The 20880-nt window shown below is 61.2% G+C and carries 19 protein-coding genes and 1 pseudogene; 10 read left to right on the forward strand and 10 right to left on the reverse strand.

The window, feature by feature from the left end; translation table 11 throughout:
- Positions 1 to 205 precede the first annotated feature (205 nt).
- From IEI94_RS08940 to IEI94_RS08950, 3 genes are all read right to left on the reverse strand, one after another.
- Positions 206 to 1102 (reverse strand): RepB family plasmid replication initiator protein, encoded by an 897-nt coding sequence (locus IEI94_RS08940; protein ID WP_191166970.1) that lies wholly within the window; start codon positions 1100 to 1102, stop codon positions 206 to 208.
- A 622-nt stretch (positions 1103 to 1724) separates the two neighbouring features.
- Positions 1725 to 1922: a hypothetical protein gene (locus IEI94_RS08945; RefSeq protein WP_191166971.1), complete on the reverse strand. Its 198-nt coding sequence runs from the start codon at positions 1920 to 1922 to the stop codon at positions 1725 to 1727.
- 5 nt (positions 1923 to 1927) lie between these two features.
- Entirely contained in the window at positions 1928 to 2914 is a 987-nt protein-coding gene (locus IEI94_RS08950; RefSeq protein ID WP_191166972.1) for a DNA-binding protein, read from the reverse strand.
- Between the two features lie 838 nt (positions 2915 to 3752).
- Between IEI94_RS08950 and IEI94_RS08955 the strand changes: the two genes are divergently transcribed.
- The 4 genes and pseudogenes from IEI94_RS08955 to IEI94_RS22565 all read left to right on the forward strand — a co-directional run bounded on the left by IEI94_RS08955 (position 3753) and on the right by IEI94_RS22565 (position 5795).
- Positions 3753 to 4169, forward strand: coding sequence for a MobC family plasmid mobilization relaxosome protein (locus IEI94_RS08955; RefSeq protein ID WP_191166973.1), 417 nt, complete (start codon positions 3753 to 3755; stop codon positions 4167 to 4169).
- Positions 4160 to 4525 (forward strand): annotated as a pseudogene (locus IEI94_RS22940) (hypothetical protein); the annotation flags it as partial. The gene IEI94_RS08955 and the pseudogene IEI94_RS22940, both read left to right, overlap by 10 nt.
- Before the next feature lie 349 nt (positions 4526 to 4874).
- Positions 4875 to 5531 (forward strand): hypothetical protein, encoded by a 657-nt coding sequence (locus IEI94_RS22560; protein ID WP_224750031.1) that lies wholly within the window; start codon positions 4875 to 4877, stop codon positions 5529 to 5531.
- A 6-nt stretch (positions 5532 to 5537) separates the two neighbouring features.
- Positions 5538 to 5795 carry a hypothetical protein gene (locus tag IEI94_RS22565; RefSeq protein ID WP_224750032.1) on the forward strand — a complete coding sequence of 86 codons (258 nt, stop codon included), beginning with the start codon at positions 5538 to 5540 and terminating at the stop codon, positions 5793 to 5795.
- Positions 5796 to 6120: 325 nt separating this feature from the next.
- On the opposite strand, the gene IEI94_RS08965 is transcribed toward IEI94_RS22565, so the two are convergent.
- Together IEI94_RS08965 and IEI94_RS08970 are read right to left on the reverse strand one after the other, a co-directional pair.
- Positions 6121 to 6531 (reverse strand): DUF2442 domain-containing protein, encoded by a 411-nt coding sequence (locus tag IEI94_RS08965; protein ID WP_043513148.1) that lies wholly within the window; start codon positions 6529 to 6531, stop codon positions 6121 to 6123.
- A complete protein-coding gene (locus IEI94_RS08970) occupies positions 6518 to 6766 on the reverse strand; it encodes a DUF4160 domain-containing protein (RefSeq protein WP_043513144.1) in 249 nt (82 codons plus the stop codon). The genes IEI94_RS08965 and IEI94_RS08970 overlap by 14 nt, the downstream gene beginning before the upstream one ends.
- Positions 6767 to 7959: 1193 nt before the next feature.
- On the opposite strand from IEI94_RS08970, the gene IEI94_RS08975 reads away from it, so the two are divergent.
- On the forward strand, positions 7960 to 8652 hold the full coding sequence (locus IEI94_RS08975; protein ID WP_043513142.1) for an NYN domain-containing protein: 693 nt from the start codon (positions 7960 to 7962) through the stop codon (positions 8650 to 8652).
- 19 nt (positions 8653 to 8671) lie between these two features.
- A complete protein-coding gene (locus IEI94_RS08980; RefSeq protein ID WP_043513140.1) occupies positions 8672 to 8899 on the forward strand; it encodes a hypothetical protein in 228 nt (75 codons plus the stop codon).
- 437 nt (positions 8900 to 9336) lie between these two features.
- Here IEI94_RS08980 and IEI94_RS08985 read toward each other — a convergent pair whose 3' ends face one another.
- The 3 genes from IEI94_RS08985 to IEI94_RS08995 all read right to left on the reverse strand — a co-directional run bounded on the left by IEI94_RS08985 (position 9337) and on the right by IEI94_RS08995 (position 15308).
- Positions 9337 to 9825: a helix-turn-helix domain-containing protein gene (locus IEI94_RS08985; RefSeq protein WP_051496248.1), complete on the reverse strand. Its 489-nt coding sequence runs from the start codon at positions 9823 to 9825 to the stop codon at positions 9337 to 9339.
- A 1461-nt stretch (positions 9826 to 11286) separates the two neighbouring features.
- Positions 11287 to 13020 carry a PilZ domain-containing protein gene (locus tag IEI94_RS08990; RefSeq protein WP_043513134.1) on the reverse strand — a complete coding sequence of 578 codons (1734 nt, stop codon included), beginning with the start codon at positions 13018 to 13020 and terminating at the stop codon, positions 11287 to 11289.
- A 296-nt stretch (positions 13021 to 13316) separates the two neighbouring features.
- Positions 13317 to 15308: a GGDEF domain-containing protein gene (locus IEI94_RS08995; protein WP_191166974.1), complete on the reverse strand. Its 1992-nt coding sequence runs from the start codon at positions 15306 to 15308 to the stop codon at positions 13317 to 13319.
- A 262-nt stretch (positions 15309 to 15570) separates the two neighbouring features.
- On the opposite strand from IEI94_RS08995, the gene IEI94_RS09000 reads away from it, so the two are divergent.
- From IEI94_RS09000 to IEI94_RS09015, 4 genes are all read left to right on the forward strand, one after another.
- The gene (locus IEI94_RS09000; RefSeq protein ID WP_318153380.1) at positions 15571 to 18147 is read left to right on the forward strand and encodes an EAL domain-containing protein; all 2577 of its coding nucleotides are present in this window, start codon (positions 15571 to 15573) and stop codon (positions 18145 to 18147) included.
- 101 nt (positions 18148 to 18248) lie between these two features.
- The gene (locus IEI94_RS09005; protein WP_043513815.1) at positions 18249 to 18452 is read left to right on the forward strand and encodes an antitoxin Xre/MbcA/ParS toxin-binding domain-containing protein; all 204 of its coding nucleotides are present in this window, start codon (positions 18249 to 18251) and stop codon (positions 18450 to 18452) included.
- 206 nt (positions 18453 to 18658) lie between these two features.
- Positions 18659 to 18862, forward strand: coding sequence for a hypothetical protein (locus IEI94_RS09010; RefSeq protein WP_191166975.1), 204 nt, complete (start codon positions 18659 to 18661; stop codon positions 18860 to 18862).
- Positions 18859 to 19533, forward strand: a complete 675-nt coding sequence (locus IEI94_RS09015) for a recombinase family protein (protein WP_191166976.1) — start codon at positions 18859 to 18861, stop codon at positions 19531 to 19533. The genes IEI94_RS09010 and IEI94_RS09015 overlap by 4 nt, the downstream gene beginning before the upstream one ends.
- 78 nt (positions 19534 to 19611) lie before the next feature.
- Here the strand turns inward: IEI94_RS09015 and IEI94_RS09020 are convergent, their stop codons facing one another.
- Complete coding sequence (locus IEI94_RS09020) at positions 19612 to 19854, reverse strand: hypothetical protein (protein ID WP_191166977.1); 243 nt, start codon at positions 19852 to 19854, stop codon at positions 19612 to 19614.
- On the reverse strand, positions 19851 to 20480 hold the full coding sequence (gene parA, locus IEI94_RS09025; protein ID WP_191166978.1) for a ParA family partition ATPase: 630 nt from the start codon (positions 20478 to 20480) through the stop codon (positions 19851 to 19853). The genes IEI94_RS09020 and parA overlap by 4 nt, the downstream gene beginning before the upstream one ends.
- Positions 20481 to 20880 lie beyond the last annotated feature (400 nt).

Genomic DNA, 20880 nt, shown 5'->3' on the forward strand with positions numbered 1-20880 from the left:
TAGACATATTGTGTCATAACACAACAGCCATTCTGTCCTCACTTGGTGGAGGTGGTCGGCTGAGCCAGATCAGGGCGAGAAGGCGGGGTAGAGCCGCCAGGGCTTATAGATATATTGTGCCATAACAAAGCAGCCTTTCTGTCCCACTATCACGTTGCCGGCGATGAATGGTCTCGAGGGCCTATAAGCTTATTTCTTTATTTCTTTATTTCTTTATTTTCTTATCCTGGTTATGCTTTGCGCGAAGCCGATGAGCAACCTGCTCATAGCTTTCCCCAGGGCGAGCTGTGTGATCTAACACATACTTAGGATAACCGAATAGAAAATCATTATCGTTTGAGGCGCTTGGTTCGTTACCTTTAGCTTCGGCTTCTGAATGATGAATGGGTTTTGGGTTTTCTTTGGAGCCGAACTTGAACTGTATGTGGGTGACTCGGCGGCCGGTCTTACGTTGTCCCCATGTGACAGTGAGATCGCTGTGGGTATTGACGTCATTCACTGCCGGCTCGATGACCCGTCGCTTCAAGTCGCGGATAGAGGGGTACTTGTCCTCTAGCTGCAAGATGTAGCGTAGCCAGTCGATCTCCACCTCACGCTCGCCGCGCCCTCGCCACTGGACCAGTAACTCATACAAGCGTACTCCGTAGCTGCTGGCCATTCCCGAAACGTTCTGAAGGCGATACTGGCTAAATTCCGCCGTCAGCTGAGTGAGGTAAGGGAGGATGTCCTTGGCAAACCTAATCTCTACAGCCCCTTCATCTTCACGATAGAGAATGCTCTGCACCCAGCGTGTCAGCAGTACACGGGGTCGGGATCCTTTTCCATTGGGATACTCAATGATCCGAATGGTCTGTTCCCATAGCTTTGCTGAGGCCTGTTTGAGAGCTCTATACTCATGGTTAGCTTTGAACCCCCCCATATCCGCTAGGGCGTTAGCTGTTACGGTGTAGCGGACATCATCTGTGATGGCCTCATCCCGCCGTACCTGGGCAATCGCCGCTAAGATCAGTTTGCTTTCGGCTAAAGTGAGACTATGGGCGGCCTCGATGAGGGCATTTGATTTAACGACGAGGTCCGTGCTAAGAGAATTGTTGTTCGCCATGCTTAGATTTGCCGCTAGGTGAAGGTGTGACATCATTATAGGACATGACCCTTAAATGTGTCACACAATTAAGCCATTTAGTCCTCTCTTTGAAAGCCATTTAGTCCTCTTTTTGGAGCCATATTGTCCTATGACCACAGCCATTTAGTCCCTTTATAGACGCGTAAGCATCTGTATTTAAAGCGCTAATTACGTCCGAAAAGGTGAAAAGGTGAAAAGGGACAGAAAAGAGCGCCGCGCGCTCGCCTACCCTCCGCTCGTACCTCGCTCCGCCCCCGCTTCGCGGGCCTAGACGATGACGCGCCAAAGGCGCGGCTTGCGGGCGCGTTCGAGCCGCTTCGCGGCTGCGCGCCCTAGACGGCGCCACCTGGTCGCTAAAGTGCCAACCTTCAGTGGGCCGAACACTAGCGTTCTGCGGGAACGAAGGCGCTTCGCGCCGAATGTTTAGCAGGAAGGGGGAGAGTCTGCCCACGGAGTGAGCAGCCGCGCTTGGCGCGCTGACCCAGGGGAAACGAAACGTCAAACCCAACACGATAACGCCGGAGAGACGCTCCTCGAAGCTCTGGATGGCCCCTCGCCACCCAGGGGCGTCCCTGCTGATTTGATGACCTGAGCCAGTGGCTCAGGTCGCAAAATGGACCTGGCGGCCATCTGACAAACCCTTCTGCAGCTCCCATAGCTCGTGAGCGATACGCATTGTTGTGCCTGCTGCCTCAGGATCCAACGCGTCCAGACGCATCCCCAGCGCACGGAGTGTCGTTGCAAAATCGTCCAGATCCTCGAGGGCATCCATCAGCACCTGGTCAGGCAAGGTGGCCATGTCGCTTACTCCTTCGCCTCGTCGTCGAATGGCAGGCCAGGCTGCTCCTCGCGGCGACGCTGTTGATCCTTCTGCTCGCTCTCCAGCGCCGCCAGACGGGCCGCTAGGGCCTCCCCCCTGATCTCGGCCTTGCTTTGCCCCTTTTCGGCCTCCTGGGCGCGTTTCTGGGCGTCCTGGAGCTGCTTTTCCATGACGGCCAGGCGCTCGCGGTACTCCTCGCGTTGTTCGGCCAGGGCCTGCTTATGGTCTTTCGCATCCTGTTGGCGGGCTTGACGCTCTTCCTGGATGGCTTTCGCCCGCTCCTCGGCCTGCTGCTGGGCGGCTTCGGTGCGGGTTTCCGCGACGGCCAGCGCCCGCTCGGCCTCAATGCGGGCCTGGTCGGTTGTCTTGGCCTCGCGCTGCGCGTCGATTCGGGCGTCCCGCTCCTCGTTGCGCTGCTCCTCGAGGGTGGTCACCCGGTTGCGGGCCTCGGCCAGCTGTTGGCGAGCGTCGTCGCGCTGCGTCTCCAGCTCCCGCCCCCGCTCGCGGAGCTCGGCGAGGGCGCTGCGCGCCTCGTCGCGCTCGCCGGTGACCCGGTCGCGCTCGCTCTCCAGGGCCTCGACCCGGGCACTCAGCTCCTCGACTTGCTCCTCGAGCAGCTCGCCGGTGGCCGACAGCTCATCGGCGCTGTGCTGCGCCTCCAGGGCGTCCGCCTCGGCCTCGGCACGCGCCGCGGCGGCTTGGCGTTCCAGTTCCTCGGCCAGGGCGGCGGCCAGCTCGTCCGGCAGACGGGCGGCGCGGCGCTCGGGCGGCGCCTGGGTGGCCCGCCACGCCTTGAGGTGGCGATGGATCGTGTTCGGCGAGCCCGTGCCCAGCTGCTCGCGGATGCGCTGGATCGACGGTTTTTCGCCTTGCCCCACCAGGGCGTCGGCGGCGGTCGCGACCTGCTCGTAGGTGATCCCGGTGCGTGCCATATGTATCGTTCTCCGCGTGTATCGTATTATGTATTTCATATTATATTTTATACGGTACAAAATACAATACATAATATGCCTTTTGCACAATTATCGGCAATTATCGGGGGAGGGATAATTGCCCGGATCCGCACGGGAGCCGCCGTGGTAGGGGAGGAATGGTGGGCCATCGTCCTGACTGGGTGGGCGTTGGATCATTCGCTGTCTGATGATCCATCCGCTGAGGCCATCAATGGGGAGCGATCGCGATCGCCCGGCTGGTCACCACGGCGGCGCGCACGGCTTGGCGAGATATATACCGTTAACTTCCATCGCTGCCTGAACAGCCAGGTCACCTGACCTGGACGATTTCCGGCCCGTGCTTGGTGTGGGCTCATCGGCGGCTCTCGACGTGGCTGACCAGTAGGTCGAGCCGGGCGATCCCGCGGCTCTACCGTGAAGGGGGTAGAGAGTTGGGCGTCGCTCTTGTGCTGCTGTTCTGATGAACGGTGTATGCCGAACGTCCGAGCTGGGTGGCAGCGCGACCCTGAGTGACCCAGTGCAGAGATAGCCCCCAGTGCAGGCGTGAATGGCCTCGGCACCACGCCAAGAGCCGGGCTCAGCTCGGCACTCCCCGCGCCTGTTTTGGCCTGTGTGTCGAGTTAATTGTGGGAAAACCCCTTATAGGGAGCAGGGCCACTCTATCCAGGAGGTTTTCATTGTCCACTCATGCACACACCGACAGCCGGCTAGGCTCGCGATATAGCACGGGAGCCAGTCTACCCTGTCTGACATATGCGATAAATCGCATATTCTCGCTGACGCTCGCAGCCAGGGGCTGGCGGGGGCTCCGCCCCTCGACCCCGACCCCCAACCCCAGCCCCTTGGGGTGCCACCCATGAGCGCCGGCACCGATCGTCCCAAACGTCCGCCACTCGCTCGGCGGGTGACGCTCCGGCTGCCGGAGACCACTGCCGACCGATGGCGGCAGTGTGCCGAGGCGGCCGACCTGTCACTGAGCGATTGGCTGCGCCAGTGCGTCGACGGTGCCGACGCAGTGAAGACTGGCCAGCGCCGGCAGCGGCGTCGGCTGCGCACCCTGACCGCCGATCCGGCGCTGCTCCGCCAGCTCGCTGCTATCGGCAGCAATGTGAACCAGATCGCTCGCGTATTGAATACGGTCGGCCTGACGCCCGGTGACCATGCCCAGCTGCTCGCCGAGCTGGCGGCGATCCAGCGCGAGCTGCATCACCTGGCCGAGCTTCCTCGCTATGACCCTGACGACCAGGGGCAGGGGGACGAGCCATGCACCTGAAATTTCTCCGCCACGGCCAGGGAAGCACCGCCGGCGCGGTGCGGTATCTCCTCCAGGAGCATGACCATAACGGCGAACGCCGTGCCGAGGTCACGGTGCTGCGCGGCGATCCGCACCTGGTCGCCCAGGTGGCCGACGCCAGTCCGCACCGGTGGCGCTATACCAGCGGGGTGATCGCCTGGGCGCCTGAGGACAACCCCACCGTTGCCGAGATCGAGGCTGTCCTCGAGGACTGGGAACGCACAGCGTTCGCCGGTCTGGAGCCCGACCAGTACGCCACCTGCGCGGTGCTGCATCGTGATGACGACGGCACCCCCCATATCCATACGCTGACCGCCCGTATCGAGCTGACCACCGGGCGGGCGCTCAATATCGCGCCGCCGAGCCATCAAAAAACGTTCGATCCGCTGCGTGACGCCTGGAATCACGCGAAGGGCTGGGCGCGGCCCGATGATCCGGACCGAGCACGCCCCGTTCAGCCGGGCGACGAGGGGCACCGGAGCAAGCCAGACAAGCACCCCAGGACCCGAGCCGACATCACCGAGCACATCGAGGCGCTGGCCGCCAAGGGGCTGGTGACCACCGCGGCCGAGGTGCGCGAGGAGCTGGCTGAAATCGGCGAAATCACTCGGGCGAGTCACGCATTCGTGAGCGTCCGGCCCCACGGGGAAAAGCAGGCCATACGGTTAAAAGGAGACCTCTACCGTGACAACTGGACCATCGAGCAAACCCTTGAGCGAGAGGCTCGCCGAGAGACGCAAAGAGCAGCTGGCCGAGCTGGACCATGTGACCCAGCAGCAGCTGAGCGAGCACGAGGACGCCTTGCAGCAGCAGTTGAGCGACGCGCTGAGTACCACCGAGGCCGCTATCAGCGAGCAGACGCAGCGCCTGAACGAGGCGATAGCCGCAGCGTTGAGCCAGGTCGAGTCTCAGCAGACGCGGCGACTCTCGAGCTGGGAGACCGCCCTGAGCCAGTCGGAGGGGCGGCAGCGGGAGCAGATTCAGGGCATCGAACAGCGGCTGTCGACCGCGGCGACCCAGGCCGAGCGGCTGAGCCGGATCGGAGGCCTGCGGAGCTGGACACGACCGGCGGCGATCACCGCGGCCGTGATGCTGGCCGTGGGGAGCGTGACGGCGGGCGGCCTGCACCTGGCCGACCGGCTGATCGACAGCCGCCTGGAGCGTCTGATAACGCTCCGGCAGGACATTCGGCGGGCCGAGGAGGCGGCGCCGAGGCTGCCGGAGGGCGTGGAGGTGCGCACGATCCAGGGCGAGCCCTATCTGGTGGGTATCGACCCGGACACAGCCTGGGTGGGGACACTGAACAGTGGCGTGCCGGTGATCCGGCTGACGGAGGAGTAAGCGAAGATGACCGAGCTAGAAACGCTGCTCTTGCAGCAGTTAGAGCAGCAGCAGCGCGACGCCGAGTCGCTAGCCGATGGGCTATTAACCGAGCTCGCGAGGCTGCAGACAGCGCTGAACGAGCAGCAGGCCGAGAGTCAGTCACTGCGGGAGGAACTGGAACGGAGCGACCGCCAGAACGCCGCCGCCCTGGATCAGCTGACCGAGCGCGTCGACGCCTGCACCAAGCTGCTGAACGGTTTGGGGAGGAAATTCGACAGGTGACAACGGCCTACGAGGCCTGGATGGCCCGGCAGCATGAGCGGGATCGGCAGGATCGCGAGCGGGAGACACTCGCACGCGCGAGGCGTCAGCGGTCGAATGCTGTGCTCGATCCCACGCCTGCCCGACCGGCGGCTGAGGAGTCGCCCCAGGAACCGCCGTCCTCCCCCGGGTGGGGGGTGGATCCGGGCAGAGACGGGCCGGGGGTGGGGTAGCAATGCTTAGCGCGACCGAATACACCCACCCCAGTCAGTAACGTGTGATAGGGCAGCCGAGTGCCTATCAGTCGAGAGGCACCTCGCTGCTGAACACCCCCTGGTGTATACCGCTAGGCCTGTGCTTTACGAGGACGGCCGCCTTTGGTGCCATTGGCCCTGGCCGCATGACGCTTGGCGGCGCTGCGGCTTCGGCCACCGGCGGCCCCCATCTGGCGGGCCATCCACTGCTGGCTGCCGAACTGCCCCGCCAGGAGGGCCGGGACATACACATCGGCGTCCAGCTGCGGCCAGTGCAGGCCAAGCCCGGACGGCGAGACCTCGATCTCGGCCAAGGCCTCCGGCGTGGCGTCGGCGAGGCCTTCCATCAGAGCCGGCGGGATGGCCAGCTCCAGACCACTGTGCAGATGCACGATCACGCGCTTGGTCCGCCGGTCATAGCGGGCGGACACTGCGTGGGCCTGGTCGCGCTCAGCGACCAGGCGTGCCTCGGCTTGCTGCCGGGTGTCATCAGTAATGGCCATGAATCTCCCTCCATTTACGGCAGAGTGTCAGGAGCTCAGCCGACAGCGCGCTGGCGATCCGGTTGAGATCCGGGGTGTTGAAGCAGTAGCTCTCGCGCAGCTCCGGGGGTCCATCGGGACAGTGCAGGATGAACACTGCTTCGCCGCCCTTGCCAATGACATGGACATGCGCGGGTCGATGATCGTTGGGATAGATGACGGCGCGCAGGCCATCGAAACGTAGGACGGTTGGCATGGGGGCAGTCTAGCATAAACCCAAGCGGTTTGGTTTGTGCGTCGTTCTAGGCCTACCTCGCGCGAGCGAAAGCACCCACCTTGATTCATCACGCAACGCATGGCCAAGAAGCCCCTGTATCCAGGGTTTCATGGCAATATCGCGACCAGGAGCACCCAGCTGAGGCTGGGGATCGGGCCATTTCGCGACCCACAGCACCCACCTCGCGTCTGGACAGCGGGGGCGCCGGTCGCTCTCAAAGCCTCGCCACTGGGGTGTTTCAGGAAAAGTGCGTCACTTTGTCCATAGAACCGAGGTACCATCCAAGGACGCCTGGCCAGCGACCCCAGCGCACCGTCTTGGGCGCCCTGGCGACACAAAGTGCGTCAGGGAATCCATAGAAGCTGATTTGCCAATCACCCTGTAAGCCGCGCCACTGCGGCGTTTCAGGGAAAGTGCGTCACTCTGTCCATAAAAAAATCGCGACCTCCAGCACCCACCTTGGGCCGGGGCTAGATCAATTACGCGACCAGGCGCACCCACCTCGTATTTGGGTAGCGATGGCGAGCTACGGCACGTTCTATGGATTCTGCAACGCAGTTTTTCCCAATGAAAATTTTTATACACTTCACCGAAAAAGCGGGATGAGAGTCACCCGATTGTGGCTATTTTCACCGCTAACTCATTGATGTTGCGTTTTCGTGCCTTGTCTTACGCCCCAAACTATACGCTAACGCAGGATGGTGGCAGGCTTTAAGAGGGGAGTTTGTTTTTTCCAATTTTTTCATGGGGTTATGGTATTTTGGTGAGCTCTAATGACAAGATTGGCCTTCCGTCGATCTGAGCAAGCTAAGGTCAACGCGGCTCGGCTGAGAGATATCGCGACCAGGAGCACCCAGCTGAGACCGGGGATTGGGCGATGGCACGAAGGCCCCCTCCAGCATCAAGCACCTGAGTCGGTGATGCGCACATGTCGATGGCTGGATGGTGACATGGGCGGCGGGTGTCTCGGGAAGACCGCAGGGGGAAGGTATAGGTAGCCTAGGGCTATTATAGCCTTTTCCCTGATAGATATTATCTACTTCTTGGCGGGCTATGTTTTGGCCACTATAGTCCTACGACTCAGCCCTGCACGCAGCGATTCAGTTCGCTGGCAGTCAGGGTGAGGAAACCGGCCACCGTGCCGGTTTCTTCGTTTCTAGGGATCGCATCTCGTGCAGACGGCTTTTTTCATCGACGGCTATAACGTGTTCTATGGGTTACTGGCCGGCACGCCATACAAGTGGCTCAATCTCCCCGCCTTACTGGAAGCTGTGGTTAATGAGAATGATCCGCTGAGCCAGGTGGCTGAGATCCACTACTTCACCTCTCCGGTGCAGCCCTCCTTGGCGACACGCGGCCCCCAGTCCAAGCAGGCCCAGGACACCTACGTCAGAGCGCTCAAGGCGCGTGGCGTCACGGTCCATTGGGGACGGCATCGCCTGGATCACCGCAAGGCGCCACGTTTTGTGTCCAGATACGTGTCTCCTTCCCGGGCCGACCAGGTGGATATCTGGCACCTGGAAGAGAAAGAGACCGACGTCCGGATCGGCATTACGATGTACCGTATGGCCGCCCAGCACTGCTGGCGAGGCGAGTGTGACGACCAGGTCCAGCAGCTCGTGCTGGTCTCAGGAGACACGGATATGGCCCCTGCGCTGGAGGCGATCCGTGAAGACTTTCCTCATCTTCGCGTCGGTATCATCGTGCCCCACCGCAAGGGGCTGGAGCGTAAGCCACCCGGCTCGCTGCAGAAGCAGGCTGATTGGATGCGTCGCTACATCTTGCCGGAAGAGCTTGCAGCGCATCAGTTCCCTGAGCGCGTGCATACGCGCAAGAAGCCGGCGGACAAGCCCGAGTATTGGTGACGCTGCAGGAGGCCACCTGGTGAGTAACTTTCGCACTGAACGCATCGGCCTGACCAATGCCGCTCGTCTGTTGGGCGTGTCAGTCAACGAGCTGAAGGCGGCGATCCACCAAGGGACGCCCTTGAGGGGAGTTACCCCGCCACAACCGGTGGTCAGGGCTGGGGGAAACCGAGGGAACCTGCTGTTCCTGGCCGGTGACGTGATGGACTGTGCGGAGACCATGAGCAAGGCGGGGCGCGGAGCTTGATCCTGGCCGACAGACACGGAGCAACCGGCTTTGTGCGTCATTCGGGTGGCGTATGGGCCCGAGAAAAACGAGCGCCCCTCTCATCCTACTGGGCAGGGACGAGAGGGGTGACGACGATCCCCACTTGCGCGGGGCGTACTGGCGTATCGTTCGACCAAGGCCCTGTCGGATCCGATAATCCCCGCTCGCGGGGTGCACTCAAAAAAGCTCCTGGGGGCTATCCCGTTCCGCCGATAATCCCCGTCTGCGCGGGGTGCGCCCTTACGGAATTCCTGAGGGCAATCAGTAAGCTATCATGATCTCGTGGCGCTACTCAAATGCCGGGCTGTGCTAGTTTAAACTACCGGTTAGAGGCCGGATCGGTGGCAGAGGCTGCCTAGCAGCGTGTCGGTGGTTCTAGACCGGTCATGGTCAGGATAAGCGCCAATATCTTGATTTTACTCGGAGCTTGGTTTGGTGACGGTCGTCTTGCGCTTCTGTCTTTCGGCATGCTTCTTCCTGCGTTCCCGCAGTTCTTCCTCGGCATGTGGAAGCAGGAGGTCTCGCAGTGGGGATAGGTCATACTCGTTGGTATCACTGCGATTGCTCTCTCGGCGGCGCTCTATGCGTTTGATGAAACCGGCGGCTTCCATGCCTCGAATTCGCTTCTGGATAGTGCCTGAAGTGACCCCAATCGCTTGAGCCAAGGTGGCTTTGGACGGATACGGTTTTTGCTCGTCTTGCCACCAGTAAGTCATCAGGTGGAGCAGGATATTGAGATCCAGGGGGGATAGTCCGAGACTTTTTTGCCTATATATCAGTATGTTGGGTATGGCTGTCCAGCCGGCGCTCTTGGTTGATTTCCCCCACTTCTGTGTGAACGCATCTGTCTTCTTCGGGGCTGCCTTCTGTTCTCCTGAGGAGGAAGCGCTAGCGTCTTGAGTCATACCAACCTTCTGTGAGCAAGTAGCTTTGTTAGACGCAAAGGTATGGGGTGGCGGGCTGCCTCACAAGGATTTTCGGACATGGGGTGGGGGTTTTTGGGGATCCCCCCGCAATGGATATATGTTCTTCGTCTGCTTCCCGTATGCGTATGGTTTGCTATGCGTCTTCTTTGGAGATTCCTTGGGACTCCCAGGTGGGGGTGTTTAGGAATTCCCAGGTGGGGGCTTCTGTTAACCCCCTATAAGGAAGGGAAAAACCTTACATTACAGTATTTTGGCGTGGATAATAAATACAGTGGTAAGGCTTTAGAAACAACGAAGCCGCCTTGGTGGGGCGGCTTTCGCGCGCGAGCCGTTGGTGGCGGCATCGCTAGGTCTTGAGACCAGTTAGTCGACGTGCTCAGTTTATGACCACTCCGTCAGTAATGCAATGGGGCGGCGGGACGGCTCGTAAGGGGGTAGACCGCCTGGTGGTGGCTCGATAACCTGGCGAGGTCGATTAGCCCAGGTATGCGGCCGTTGTTTCTTCTGAAAAGACCTGATCACTAAATACGAGCCGGAAGGCTCGATTTCAGGCCCACCCGCCCGGTTTGGTACCCGGCTGGCATCAGAGGGTGGTTATTGAACGGTCGTGTCTTGGGACCAGTTAGTCGACTGCCAGCGCCGGTAGGCCAGTAACGGATCGTTGGGCGACCCTCTGCTGAGGGCAACAGTATGGAAGTTATTGCTGTATTAACCCTTGTCGTGAACGTCGCGATGTTCGTCGTGATGCTGATCGGCAAGTAAAAGAACAGCCCCGCCTGACCTCGCGTCGGCGCGGGGCTTCCCATCTCGCACAAGCTCTATGCACCCTTCAAGAATTGCGCAGGGCGTCCCGAATCGTTCTCGCCGAACGGCTCGACCAGCTCCAGCGAGTCGCGCTCGTCGGTCGGCTCCTGGTCTGGCTCGCGGGGTGGGGTCTGGTGGGCGCATCCTGTGCTCCTGTCCACCTTCTGGGCGGTTTGCCGGGTCTTCCTGGTTGCCCTGGTCTGCTGCCCCTGGGGGCGGGGGAAGGCGCCGCAGGGAGGCCACCTCTTCGCGTCTCGCAGCCGTCGCAACTCCTCGCCCTGGTGCCGGGACAGCTCCACCAGCTCAGCCAGTAGCCGCCATGTGGCGGTAAAGGGTCGTTTTCTTTACGCACGCTGACCGCCCCTCCGAGAGGCCCTGGAGGGGCAGTTATGCGTAAAGAAATTGCGTAAAATTTTCTATGCCCAAAAAAAGGGGCGTTTTTCTATCTTTTTTCGGGCTCTTCGCCGGGTGGTCCTGAGTCGCTGTTCAGGGCATTATGCGAGGGTGCTAATGTCCAGCAATTTTGCCCCGCGTTGACATAGCGCTGCGCTTCTGGTCAAGAGGCGCTTCCTTGAGTTTTATCTACCCTGCTTGCCCCTGGTGTCCGTCCGTCACCAGGGGCATTTTTCTTTTCCGCTAGACCTTGATGACCTTCACGCCATAGTCGGCTGGATTGACGATCTCCTCCAGCTTGCCGATTTGCGAGAAGTCGTCTCTGCCCAGCTCACTACTGATATTGGTGTCCGGGAAACGCAGGTTCTTGACCACTTTTACCTGACTCGGCATACCCTTGCCGTCGATTTCCTTGACCCAGGCGAGGAAGCCCCCCGAGAACTTGGCCAAGCTACCGATCGGGTAGAGCCCATAGGCCTGTATGTACTCCACCAGTACCGTCTTGTCGTAGGCCGAGGCGGCTTCATTGATCATGCGGTAGGCATCCAGCGGTGTACGCGGCGGGATGCCGTTGCGGACGTGCATCAACTTGTTGATCGCCTTGATCACAGAAACCAATCGCACCCGCTCTGAAAGTTGGTCACCCCGCTTGCCAGCCGGGTAACCGCTGCCGTCCAGGCGCTCGTTGGTATTTTCGATGATCTCGCGACAGGTGGGGCTGGGTGTCCAGCCGAGCGCTTGCAGCTTGTGCTGTAGGGCGACCACATGGCCTTTGAGAATGTCTTTTTGCGGCGGGTTCATGTTGACCTTCAGCGACGGCAGCTGAGGGCCTATCAACAGGGGCTTGCCCATGGTGTGCAGCAGGGCGCCAAGCACGGCTTCGCGTATGTGTGGGTCATGGGGGTCACGGGTGAATAGCACGTCAGCCAGCTGGCTGGCCACTTGCACCGCATGGCGCACCCAGTCTGACTCGTCGCGCAGGAAGGACAAGGCGTAAAGCAAGGCTTTGTGATCCTGCTCCACCAGGAAGCGCAGGGTGTCGACGCAGTCGTAGAAGAGCTCTTCGGGGAAGAGATCGCGCGTTTTCATGTACATCAGCCCCACCTGGAGCTGATGAGCCACGTCCATGACGCCACGCTCCATGGGTGACTGGCGGGAGCGTTTCTCGCGCTCTTGGGCTTCGCGTTGCAGAATCTTTTTCTCCTTCGCCCCGGGAATGAACAGCGTGGCGTGGGCGTCGATCTTGTCGTTGATTCCCGTGCGGTAGGCGGCCTCGCGTTCCGACTCGCTCACGTAGCGGAACAACGCCTCGGTCTGGAGGGGACCCATGTTGATGAACTGGATGCCGACCGCGGCGTAGCCGTGGTTGCCGAAGGGCCGAATGTGGCGGATCTTGCCCTCGGCAAAGAAGCTCTCGCCATTGGGAAACTCGATAGTGACCCCCGGAATCTCCTGATTCACGCCGATGGCCACGCTCTCGGCCAGGTCGATGTCGACCATGCAGCCGCCTACCGACAGGTTGCGTAACCGTCCCGGCACATTGAGCTCGTGCAGGTAGACCTCAAGGCCGACCCGCGCCTGCATGCCGAGCACGAAGGGGATACGGATCGCTCCGCGCTGCTCGGCGACGAACACCGATCCCGGCAGCTGGCACTCCAGGCGGTAGAGCGCGCTGTCGGTCTTGAGCAGCTTGGCGGTAACGTTGCTGAGGCTGTAGGTCTCACGCTCCATGCCCTGGTGGCCCTTCATGGCCTCTAGGTCAAAGCTGACATCACCGTCGGTCAGATAGCGCTCGATATCCTGACCGGCATATTCCACCTCAAGCACCAGGCGGCCAGTGCTCAAGTCCAACTCGGCAACCTCGGCCTTCAGCGGGTAGGTCATCTCCTTGGCATAGAGGGAGAGTTGATGGTCGTGCTGGAGCAGCGACCGAATCACGGCCGCTGAGGGGTTTTCGTGCTGCGCGGGGAGGGCCATGTCGGTTTACCTGCGTATATGGTTTTGATTTTTATAGAGTTACATCAGTGGCATAGATGGGCTATCCCTCTAAGGAATACTATATACATTTTAATTAGGATGGCCACAATCAAAGATGGGCAAGTCCCCTCTCTAACGGTGTCGGCGAGAGAAGCAAGCACGTCTTGGCAGGCAAAGGTAGTCGTCCCACCCAGGACCTGCCAGGGCGTCGCCAGGTGTATCAACACTCCCCCCTGACGAACGAGACAGGCGTTCATAAGAAGGTGCGATGATGGTCGGCAGTCATGTCTAAGGTATCAGGACGTGGCCGGCTGCCAGTGAGCTCGATTGCGGCCGGCCTCCTTGGCGGCATAGAGCCCCTGGTCGGCGCGCTTGATAGCCGGCTTCAGGGTACTTTCCCCGGCACAGATCAACGTCACGCCCAGCGAGGCGGTATAGGCCAGGGTGGCGTCTTCCATCCCGGCCTGCCCGACCCTGGCGGGAGTCGTGGCTACCGCCTTACGTAGTCTCTCGGCGACCTCCAGGGCCTGCTCCCGATGCGTGTCGGGGAGTAGCACTGCGAACTCCTCGCCGCCCATGCGGCACAGTACGTCGCCGTCGCGCAGCAGCGCTCGGGCCGTGTTGGCGAAGGCCTGCAGCACCAGGTCGCCCACATCGTGCCCGTGGGTGTCGTTGATACGCTTGAAGTGGTCAAGGTCGATGGCGATCAGCGACAGCGGTGCGCCGCTGCGCTGGGCGCGGGCAATCTCCATGGCCGCTTGGCCCTCCAGGTAGCGGCGGTTGCCCAGTCCGGTGAGCGGGTCGGTGAGTGCCTGTTTCTCCAGCCGCGCCTCCAGTGCCTTGCGCTCGCTGAGGTCGAACACCGTGGCGCGGGAGTACTGGAAGCCCTCCTCGGTAACCTGGGCAGTGCCCTGAATCGCCACCGGCAGGCGGGTGCCATCGCGGCACAGCAGCTCGCACTCGGCGCTGCCCTCCTGACCCTCGCCCAGTACTTGCTGAAAGGCGGCATCGAAGGCCGCTCGGGTCTCCGGAGTAATGAAGTCACGGTAAAAGCGCCTGTCGATCACCTCGTCGGCGCGATAGCCCAGCCAGCCAAGTTCGGTGCGATTGATCTTGATGACCCGGCCGTCGCTGTCCAGCGAATGGTAGCCGCAGGGGGCGTGCTCGTAGAGGTCCTGGACCTCGCCGGCGTACTGACGGGCCTCGCGGGAGAATGTCAACGCCCGCTGCCTGAGCCCACGCAGGCGGTGATCACTGAGCACCCAGAACACCCCGAAGGCCACCGACAGCAGGTAGACCAGGGCGATGGCCAGCAGCTGCACCGGGTGCTCCTTGAGCAGCTCCCAGAGGCTGGGCCGCGGCACCAGGATGCCGAGCCGCCAAGGTTGAGTCTCCGCCTCACTGAGGATCATGCCGGCCTGGCTGCGGTAGTGCTGAGTACGCAGGTCGTGTTGGCGAAAGGCGAGCAGGTGCTCGTCCAGGGTGGCCGTGCCCTGTGGACGGGTGGCCATGGCGGTCCCGGCGTCACCCCAGCGCGCTGCCAGCGGTTGGCCGAAGCTCTCGCCTGGGCCGTCGGCGTCGGGCAGCAGCCACTTGCCCTGGGCATCCACCAGCAGGGCCTGGCCTGAGCCTGCCTCGCGGGCATGGAGTAATGAGGCAGTGAGTCGGGACCAGTCGAGGGTGAACAGCAATACGCCCAGACGCTCGCCCTGGTCATCGACGATCGGTGTGGCGATGTCGATGACGGTGGTCACCGGTGATGACTCTTCTCCGGAGGCGCCCAGCCGCGGCGGGGAGACATAGAGGTCGCGTGACTGCAGGGTCATGGCCTGGCGGAAGGCGGGTGTGTCGCCATGGTCGATGACTGGTGGCCTCGGCAGCAGGGGCACCGTTGAGGTGGCGACCCACTCCTTTCCCTCGGGGTCGATTACCGCCAGGTGGGTATAGCGACCGAAGTGGGTCAGCAAGGTGTCGAACAGCGCTGCCAGCTGCTCCCAGTCGCCCTGCGCCGCCAAGCCCCACGTCGGCGTCTGGGCGGCTGCTTGTCGGGACAGGAAGCGCTGCAGCAGCGGGTACTCCGCGGTGGCCAGCACTTGGTTGAAGCTCTCGTTCATGCCCTGGAGCAGCAGGGCATATTCGGACGCGAGCAGCGACTCGGCCGATCGACGCTTGCCGTCGACCCGCTCCTCAAGGTGTGAGGTGACGATCGGGCTCAGTGCCAGGGTGACCAGTGTCATGGGGAGTAGGGTGGCCAGCGTCAGGCGGGCCCAGAGGGGGTTGGTAATCATGGGCAGAACCTCGAATCAGGTCAGCCGCAATCCGTGCAGGCGAGTGGTCAGGAGGTCAGGCGCAGGGCGGCAAGGGCCTCCTCGCTGAGCGAGCGCAGTATCCAGCAAAAGCCGCGTAGTGTCATCCCGGCACATGACGAAACCCATATGGCGCGTGTGCCTTGCCCGTCAGGGCACGCTCGGCCACTATCCTCCGCATGGAGGGCGGTGGGTGATGAAAAGAGTGCCTACTCCCAGAATGCAGCGGTATGGAGATATGGCAGTGCTCGATGAATTGGCGTTGATGGAGGTACAGCAGCAGGTCCATGAACGCATCGCACAGCAGGACCCGCTTGAAGAAACACTTGACGCCATTGCGCGCTGGATCGAGGTGATGCTGCCGGACGCCATCGTGGCCTTCATGCGCTTCGATTCCCGGCGGAAGACGCTTAGCCTCATCGCCAACCCGCGTTTCTCCAAGGCCTACCAGGACCGCCTCCAGGCGGTGCCCATTGGCCCCGACGCGGCCTCCTTCGGCTGCGCGGCCTTCCGCCGTGAGCCGGTGATCACCGAGGACATCCGCAGCGACCCGCGCTGGGCGGCGTTTCGCGATGCTGCTCAGCGTGAGGGGCTGCGCGCCTGCTGGTCGAATCCCGTGCTGACTGCCGAGGACGAGCTGCTCGGCACCTTTGGTCTCTACTTCCGCGATCCCAATCATCCTACCGAGGTGAGTCGCCGACGGATGAGGCAGGCCGCGGCGCTGGTGGCCCTGGCGATCCTGCGTGATCGCGATGCCACCAACCATCGGGTGCTGGCTGAATGGCACCGCTCACTATTCGTGAACCACCCCGACGGGGTCTACGAGTTCGACCTGGAGGGGCGCTTCCAGCGCGGTAATGCGTCGCTCACGCGTATCACGGGATACCCCGAGGAAGCCCTGATCGGGCGGCACTTCAATGAGTTCATCGAACCAGACTATCGTGAGCTGACCCAGGCCGGGTTTGATATCGCCAGGCAGGGTGGGTCGCGTCATTATGAGACCATGGGCACCCACCGCGACGGATATCCGTATCGGCTGGAAATCCTCAACTTCCCGGTCACCATCGATGGTGAGGTGGTGGGCGTCTATGGCATCTGCCGCGATATCACGGCCCGTAAGCAGGAGGAAGAGGAGCGCCGTCTGCTGGAGCGTGGTATCCAGGCCACGCCCAACGCGGTGCTCATGGCCGATGCCACGGAGCCCGACTTGCCGCTGGTGTATGTCAACGACGCCTTCTCCGCCATCACCGGCTATGCGCCCAAGGAGGCGCTGGGGCGCAACTGCCGCTTTCTGCAGGGGCCGGACACCGATCCCGAGGCCATCATCGCCCTCCGCTGGGCCATCAGCGAGCAGCAGTCTGCCGATGTCACCCTGCGCAACTACCGCAAGGACGGCACACCGTTCTGGAAACACCTCTCGCTGAGTCCCGTGTTCGACGAGGCGGGCGCCTGTACTCACTATATCGGCATTCAGCAGGACATCACTCTGCAGCGCGAGCAGGAAGATCAACTGGCTTACCATACCACCCATGACCTGCTGACCGGCCTTCCCAACCGGACCGCCTTCGATGAACGCTTGCAGGAAGCCTTCGCGCGGGTCCAGGAGGAGCCGGGGCTGCTGGTGGTAATGCACCTCGATCTGGATGGTTTCAAGACGATTAATGATGGTCTGGGCTACCACATTGGCAACCAACTGCTGGTGGCGGTGGGCGAGCGCCTGCATCAGGTAGTGGGCGAGGGCGACACCCTGGCCCGCATGACCGGGGATGAGTTTATCCTGCTGTTTACCAACCTCGACGATCGCCAGGCTGGTGTTGAGATAGCCGAGCGGGTGCTAAACACGCTCTCTCAGCCCTTCATGGTCGAGGGCAAGCCGTTGCACATTAGTACTAGCATCGGCATCGCCTGCAACGGCGAGAGTGTAGCGTATGCCTACGAGCTGATGCAGTGCGCCGACCTAGCGGTGGCCGATGCCAAGCAGCAGGGCCGCAACACCTGGCACTGGTATCAAGGCGACCAGCAACGGCTCACCGAGGAGGCGGTACTGTTGCGCCACGACCTGCATACAGCGTTGCATGAGGATCAGTTCGAGCTCTACTACCAGCCTATCGTGGAAGCGGTAAGCGGGCGTATCCGCGGGCTGGAGGCGCTGATTCGCTGGCATCACCCGAAGCGCGGGATGATCTCGCCCGGGGTGTTCATCCCTCTGGCCGAGCAGACCGGCCAGATCATCCCCCTGGGGCGCTGGATCCTGCGTCGTGCCTGTCAGGACGCGGCCGCCATGCGCGATACCGGTGGGCTGGTAATGCCGGTTGCCGTGAACATCTCCTCGCTGCAGTTCCGGCGCGATGGTTTCCTGGCCGACGTTCGGACGGCACTGGAGGAAGCCGACCTGCCGCCCGAACTGCTGGAGATAGAGGTCACCGAGAGCGTGCTGATCGACGGTGCAGTGAGAGCCATCGAACTGATCAACACGCTCAAGGCCATGGGCGTCCGTGTTGCACTGGATGACTTCGGTACTGGCTTCTCCAGCCTCAGCTATCTGCGTGACCTGCCGATCCACAAGGTCAAACTCGACCGCGCTTTCATTCAGGACATCGCCACCAACCGCAGCAATGCTGCCATCGTGCAGGGCATCATCGCTATGGCCCACCACCTGGACCTGGTGGTGGTCGCCGAAGGCATCGAGGAGCGGGAGCAGCAGCTAGACCTGGTGCGGCGCAACTGCGACTTGCTGCAGGGCTACTACTTTGCCAAGCCAATGCCGCGTGAGGCTGTCATGGAGTTGCCAGAGACGCTACCCGCGCCTGTCGGGGGGTGAGGTGGGCAGAGGGGGCTATTCGGGTAGCCCTAGCCTGGCATCCAATCTCCGGGCAGTGTGTAAAGAAAACCAAGGTTTTCCTTCTGTCGGTGGAGGCTGTTATGGTCGAGCGGAAAGGATGCAGTGCCGCTGATGTTCAGAGGGCGGCTATCGAGCTTTTTGAAGGTAACCGCGTAGCAGCGGAGCACTGGTTACATCGCGAGGTCGTGGGGCTTGGAGGGAAGCGCCCTATCGATGTCATGGAGAGGGATCCCCAGCAGGTGATGGACCTGATCGGTCGTCTCGAGCATGGGGTGTTCACCTGATCCGAGGATCTGTGCCGCTATCTGCGGTTGCTGGGTGCCGGCTGGCTCGGGTGAAAACACAGAGGGTATGTGGGACGGGTAGATAGGGTTAACTAAATACCAGGACCGAAAGGCCTCGAATTTAGTTAATGACCGGCGGCATCGTCGTATGCCGGTGCCTCCTATCTTACCCACAGCGGAAAGGTTTGCTTGCGATCGGAGGCGTCATGGCGAAGCAGGAAGATCGATGGGCTGCAGGATTTGGCGGCGAAGGCGTGAGTGACGATGCCTTCGTTAGTCGTGATCAGCCCCTGGGGCGGCTGCAGGGCTCTGTCCGCCAGTATGAGAGTCCCCTCGAGCCGGTGGGCGTCGAAGATTGGGTAGCACTCGACCTTGAGGGTGACATCGCCACGCCGAGAGGTGGCGCATGATCATCGGTTACGCCCGCGTCAGCACACAGGACCAGACCTCCCAGCTGCAGCGTGATGCCCTCGAGGAGGCCGGCTGCGAGCAGATCTTCGAAGAGTGTGTCACGGGCACCAAGCGGGAGCGCCCTGAGCTGCAGGCCTGCCTGCGCACCCTACGCGACGGCGACACCCTGGTGGTGTGGAAGCTTGACCGCCTGGCCCGTTCGCTCAAGGACCTGGTGGAGCTGATCCATGAGCTGAACGAACGTGGCGTAGGCTTTCGATCGCTGACTGAAGCGATCGACACCACCAGTGCCGGTGGCAAGTTGGTGTTCCATATCTTCGGTGCCCTGGCCGAGTTCGAGCACAGTCTGATTCGAGAGCGAACCCTCGCCGGCCTTGCCGCGGCGCGTGCCCGTGGCCGCAAGGGCGGCCGCCGCCCGGTGATGTCAGCGGCAGACGTGCGCAAGGCAGCGGCGATGCTGGCCGATCCCGAGATCACCAAGACCGAGGTGGCGAAGCACTTTGGGGTCAGCCGGGTGACGCTGAATGCCTCTCTGGAGCGCGAAGGGCTGGTCAAGGCCGTGAACCACCCCAAGCTCGAGCAGTTGCTGGCTGAGTGCGATCCTGATGCTCCCGAGCTGGAAGAGCTGCGATACTGGCAGGGGGCGCCGGCCGTGGGGCGAGAGGTTTAAGCGACAGGGTATTTTCTGTGACTGCCCTGCCCTTATCTTCTATCTCAGGAAACTTCTGCTTTTCCTGTATATGTGTTTTTACGATTTTCCGTATTTCTCCATAAGAAGATCTCTGATCTCATCAGCCATTTTACGGCCGCGCATCGCACAATCGGCCTTTAGCTTGGCATGGAGCTCTGCAGGGATGTCTATGGTAAGGCGCTTCATCGGATCCCTAGGGGCTTCATGGCTTCTGGAGCCAACCCAAGCATCCACGACAGTATCTTCAGTGGATTTCTTGGCAGAGGGCTTTCCACCAATAGAGACTTTTTTACTGCTCATGCGAAACGCTCCAGTAGTTCTTTCACCACAGCCTCGATCTCTCGTGAGGCAACACCATCACGGTCCTGCTCATAAATAGCCTTGCCGGCAGCGGCCGCCTCTGCGAAGGACACACGCTGGATGATGCTGGCTTCGAGGGTAGGCAGTTCGTAAGCCTCCAAGGCCTCGCGGACATCACGCCCGATGGCGGTATTCGCTATTTTGCGGTTAATCACAAATACAGATTTCAAGTTTTCTTTAAATACAGAGGCTTCCTGGACGAGTTTCACTACCTCGTCGGCGGCCCAGATGTCGTAAGGAGAAGGCTGCACGGGGATCAGTACGATATCGCTGGCCATGATCGCGGAGCGAGCTAGATCTGTGACGCGGGGTGGCCCATCGATCACGATGGCGTCGTACCCTTCGCCCACTACGGCAAGTTCTTTGTGGATACTGGGCTTGGGCAGTCCAACGACAGCGAACAAAGGATTTTCTTCTCGAGCTGCCGCCCAGTCCAGAGCGCTACCCTGGGGATCGGCGTCGATCAGCAGCACCCGTTTTCCGGTTCGTGCCAGAGCTGCGGCGATGTTAACGGATAACGTCGTTTTACCGACGCCGCCTTTCTGGTTGAGCACTCCTATGATCATATTAAAGCCTTAAATAAAGAAATACGATTTTAATTAAAATCGTATTTGTGGTTTTTGTCAACCACAGGATCGAGAAGATCCAGGAAGCTACGGGGCGTTGAGATATGTTGTGTCGTAACACAACAGCCATTCTGTCCTCACTTGGTGGAGGTGGTCGGCTGAGCCAGATCAGGGCGAGAAGGCGGGGTAGAGCCGCCAGGGCTTATAGACATATTGTGTCATAACACAACAGCCATTCTGTCCTCACTTGGTGGAGGTGGTCGGCTGAGCCAGATCAGGGCGAGAAGGCAGGGTAGAGCCGCCAGGGCTTATAGACATATTGTGTCATAACACAACAGCCATTCTGTCCTCACTTGGTGGAGGTGGTCGGCTGAGCCAGATCAGGGCGAGAAGGCGGGGT

Source organism: Halomonas sp. ML-15 (assembly GCF_014779595.1).
GTDB lineage: Bacteria > Pseudomonadota > Gammaproteobacteria > Pseudomonadales > Halomonadaceae > Franzmannia.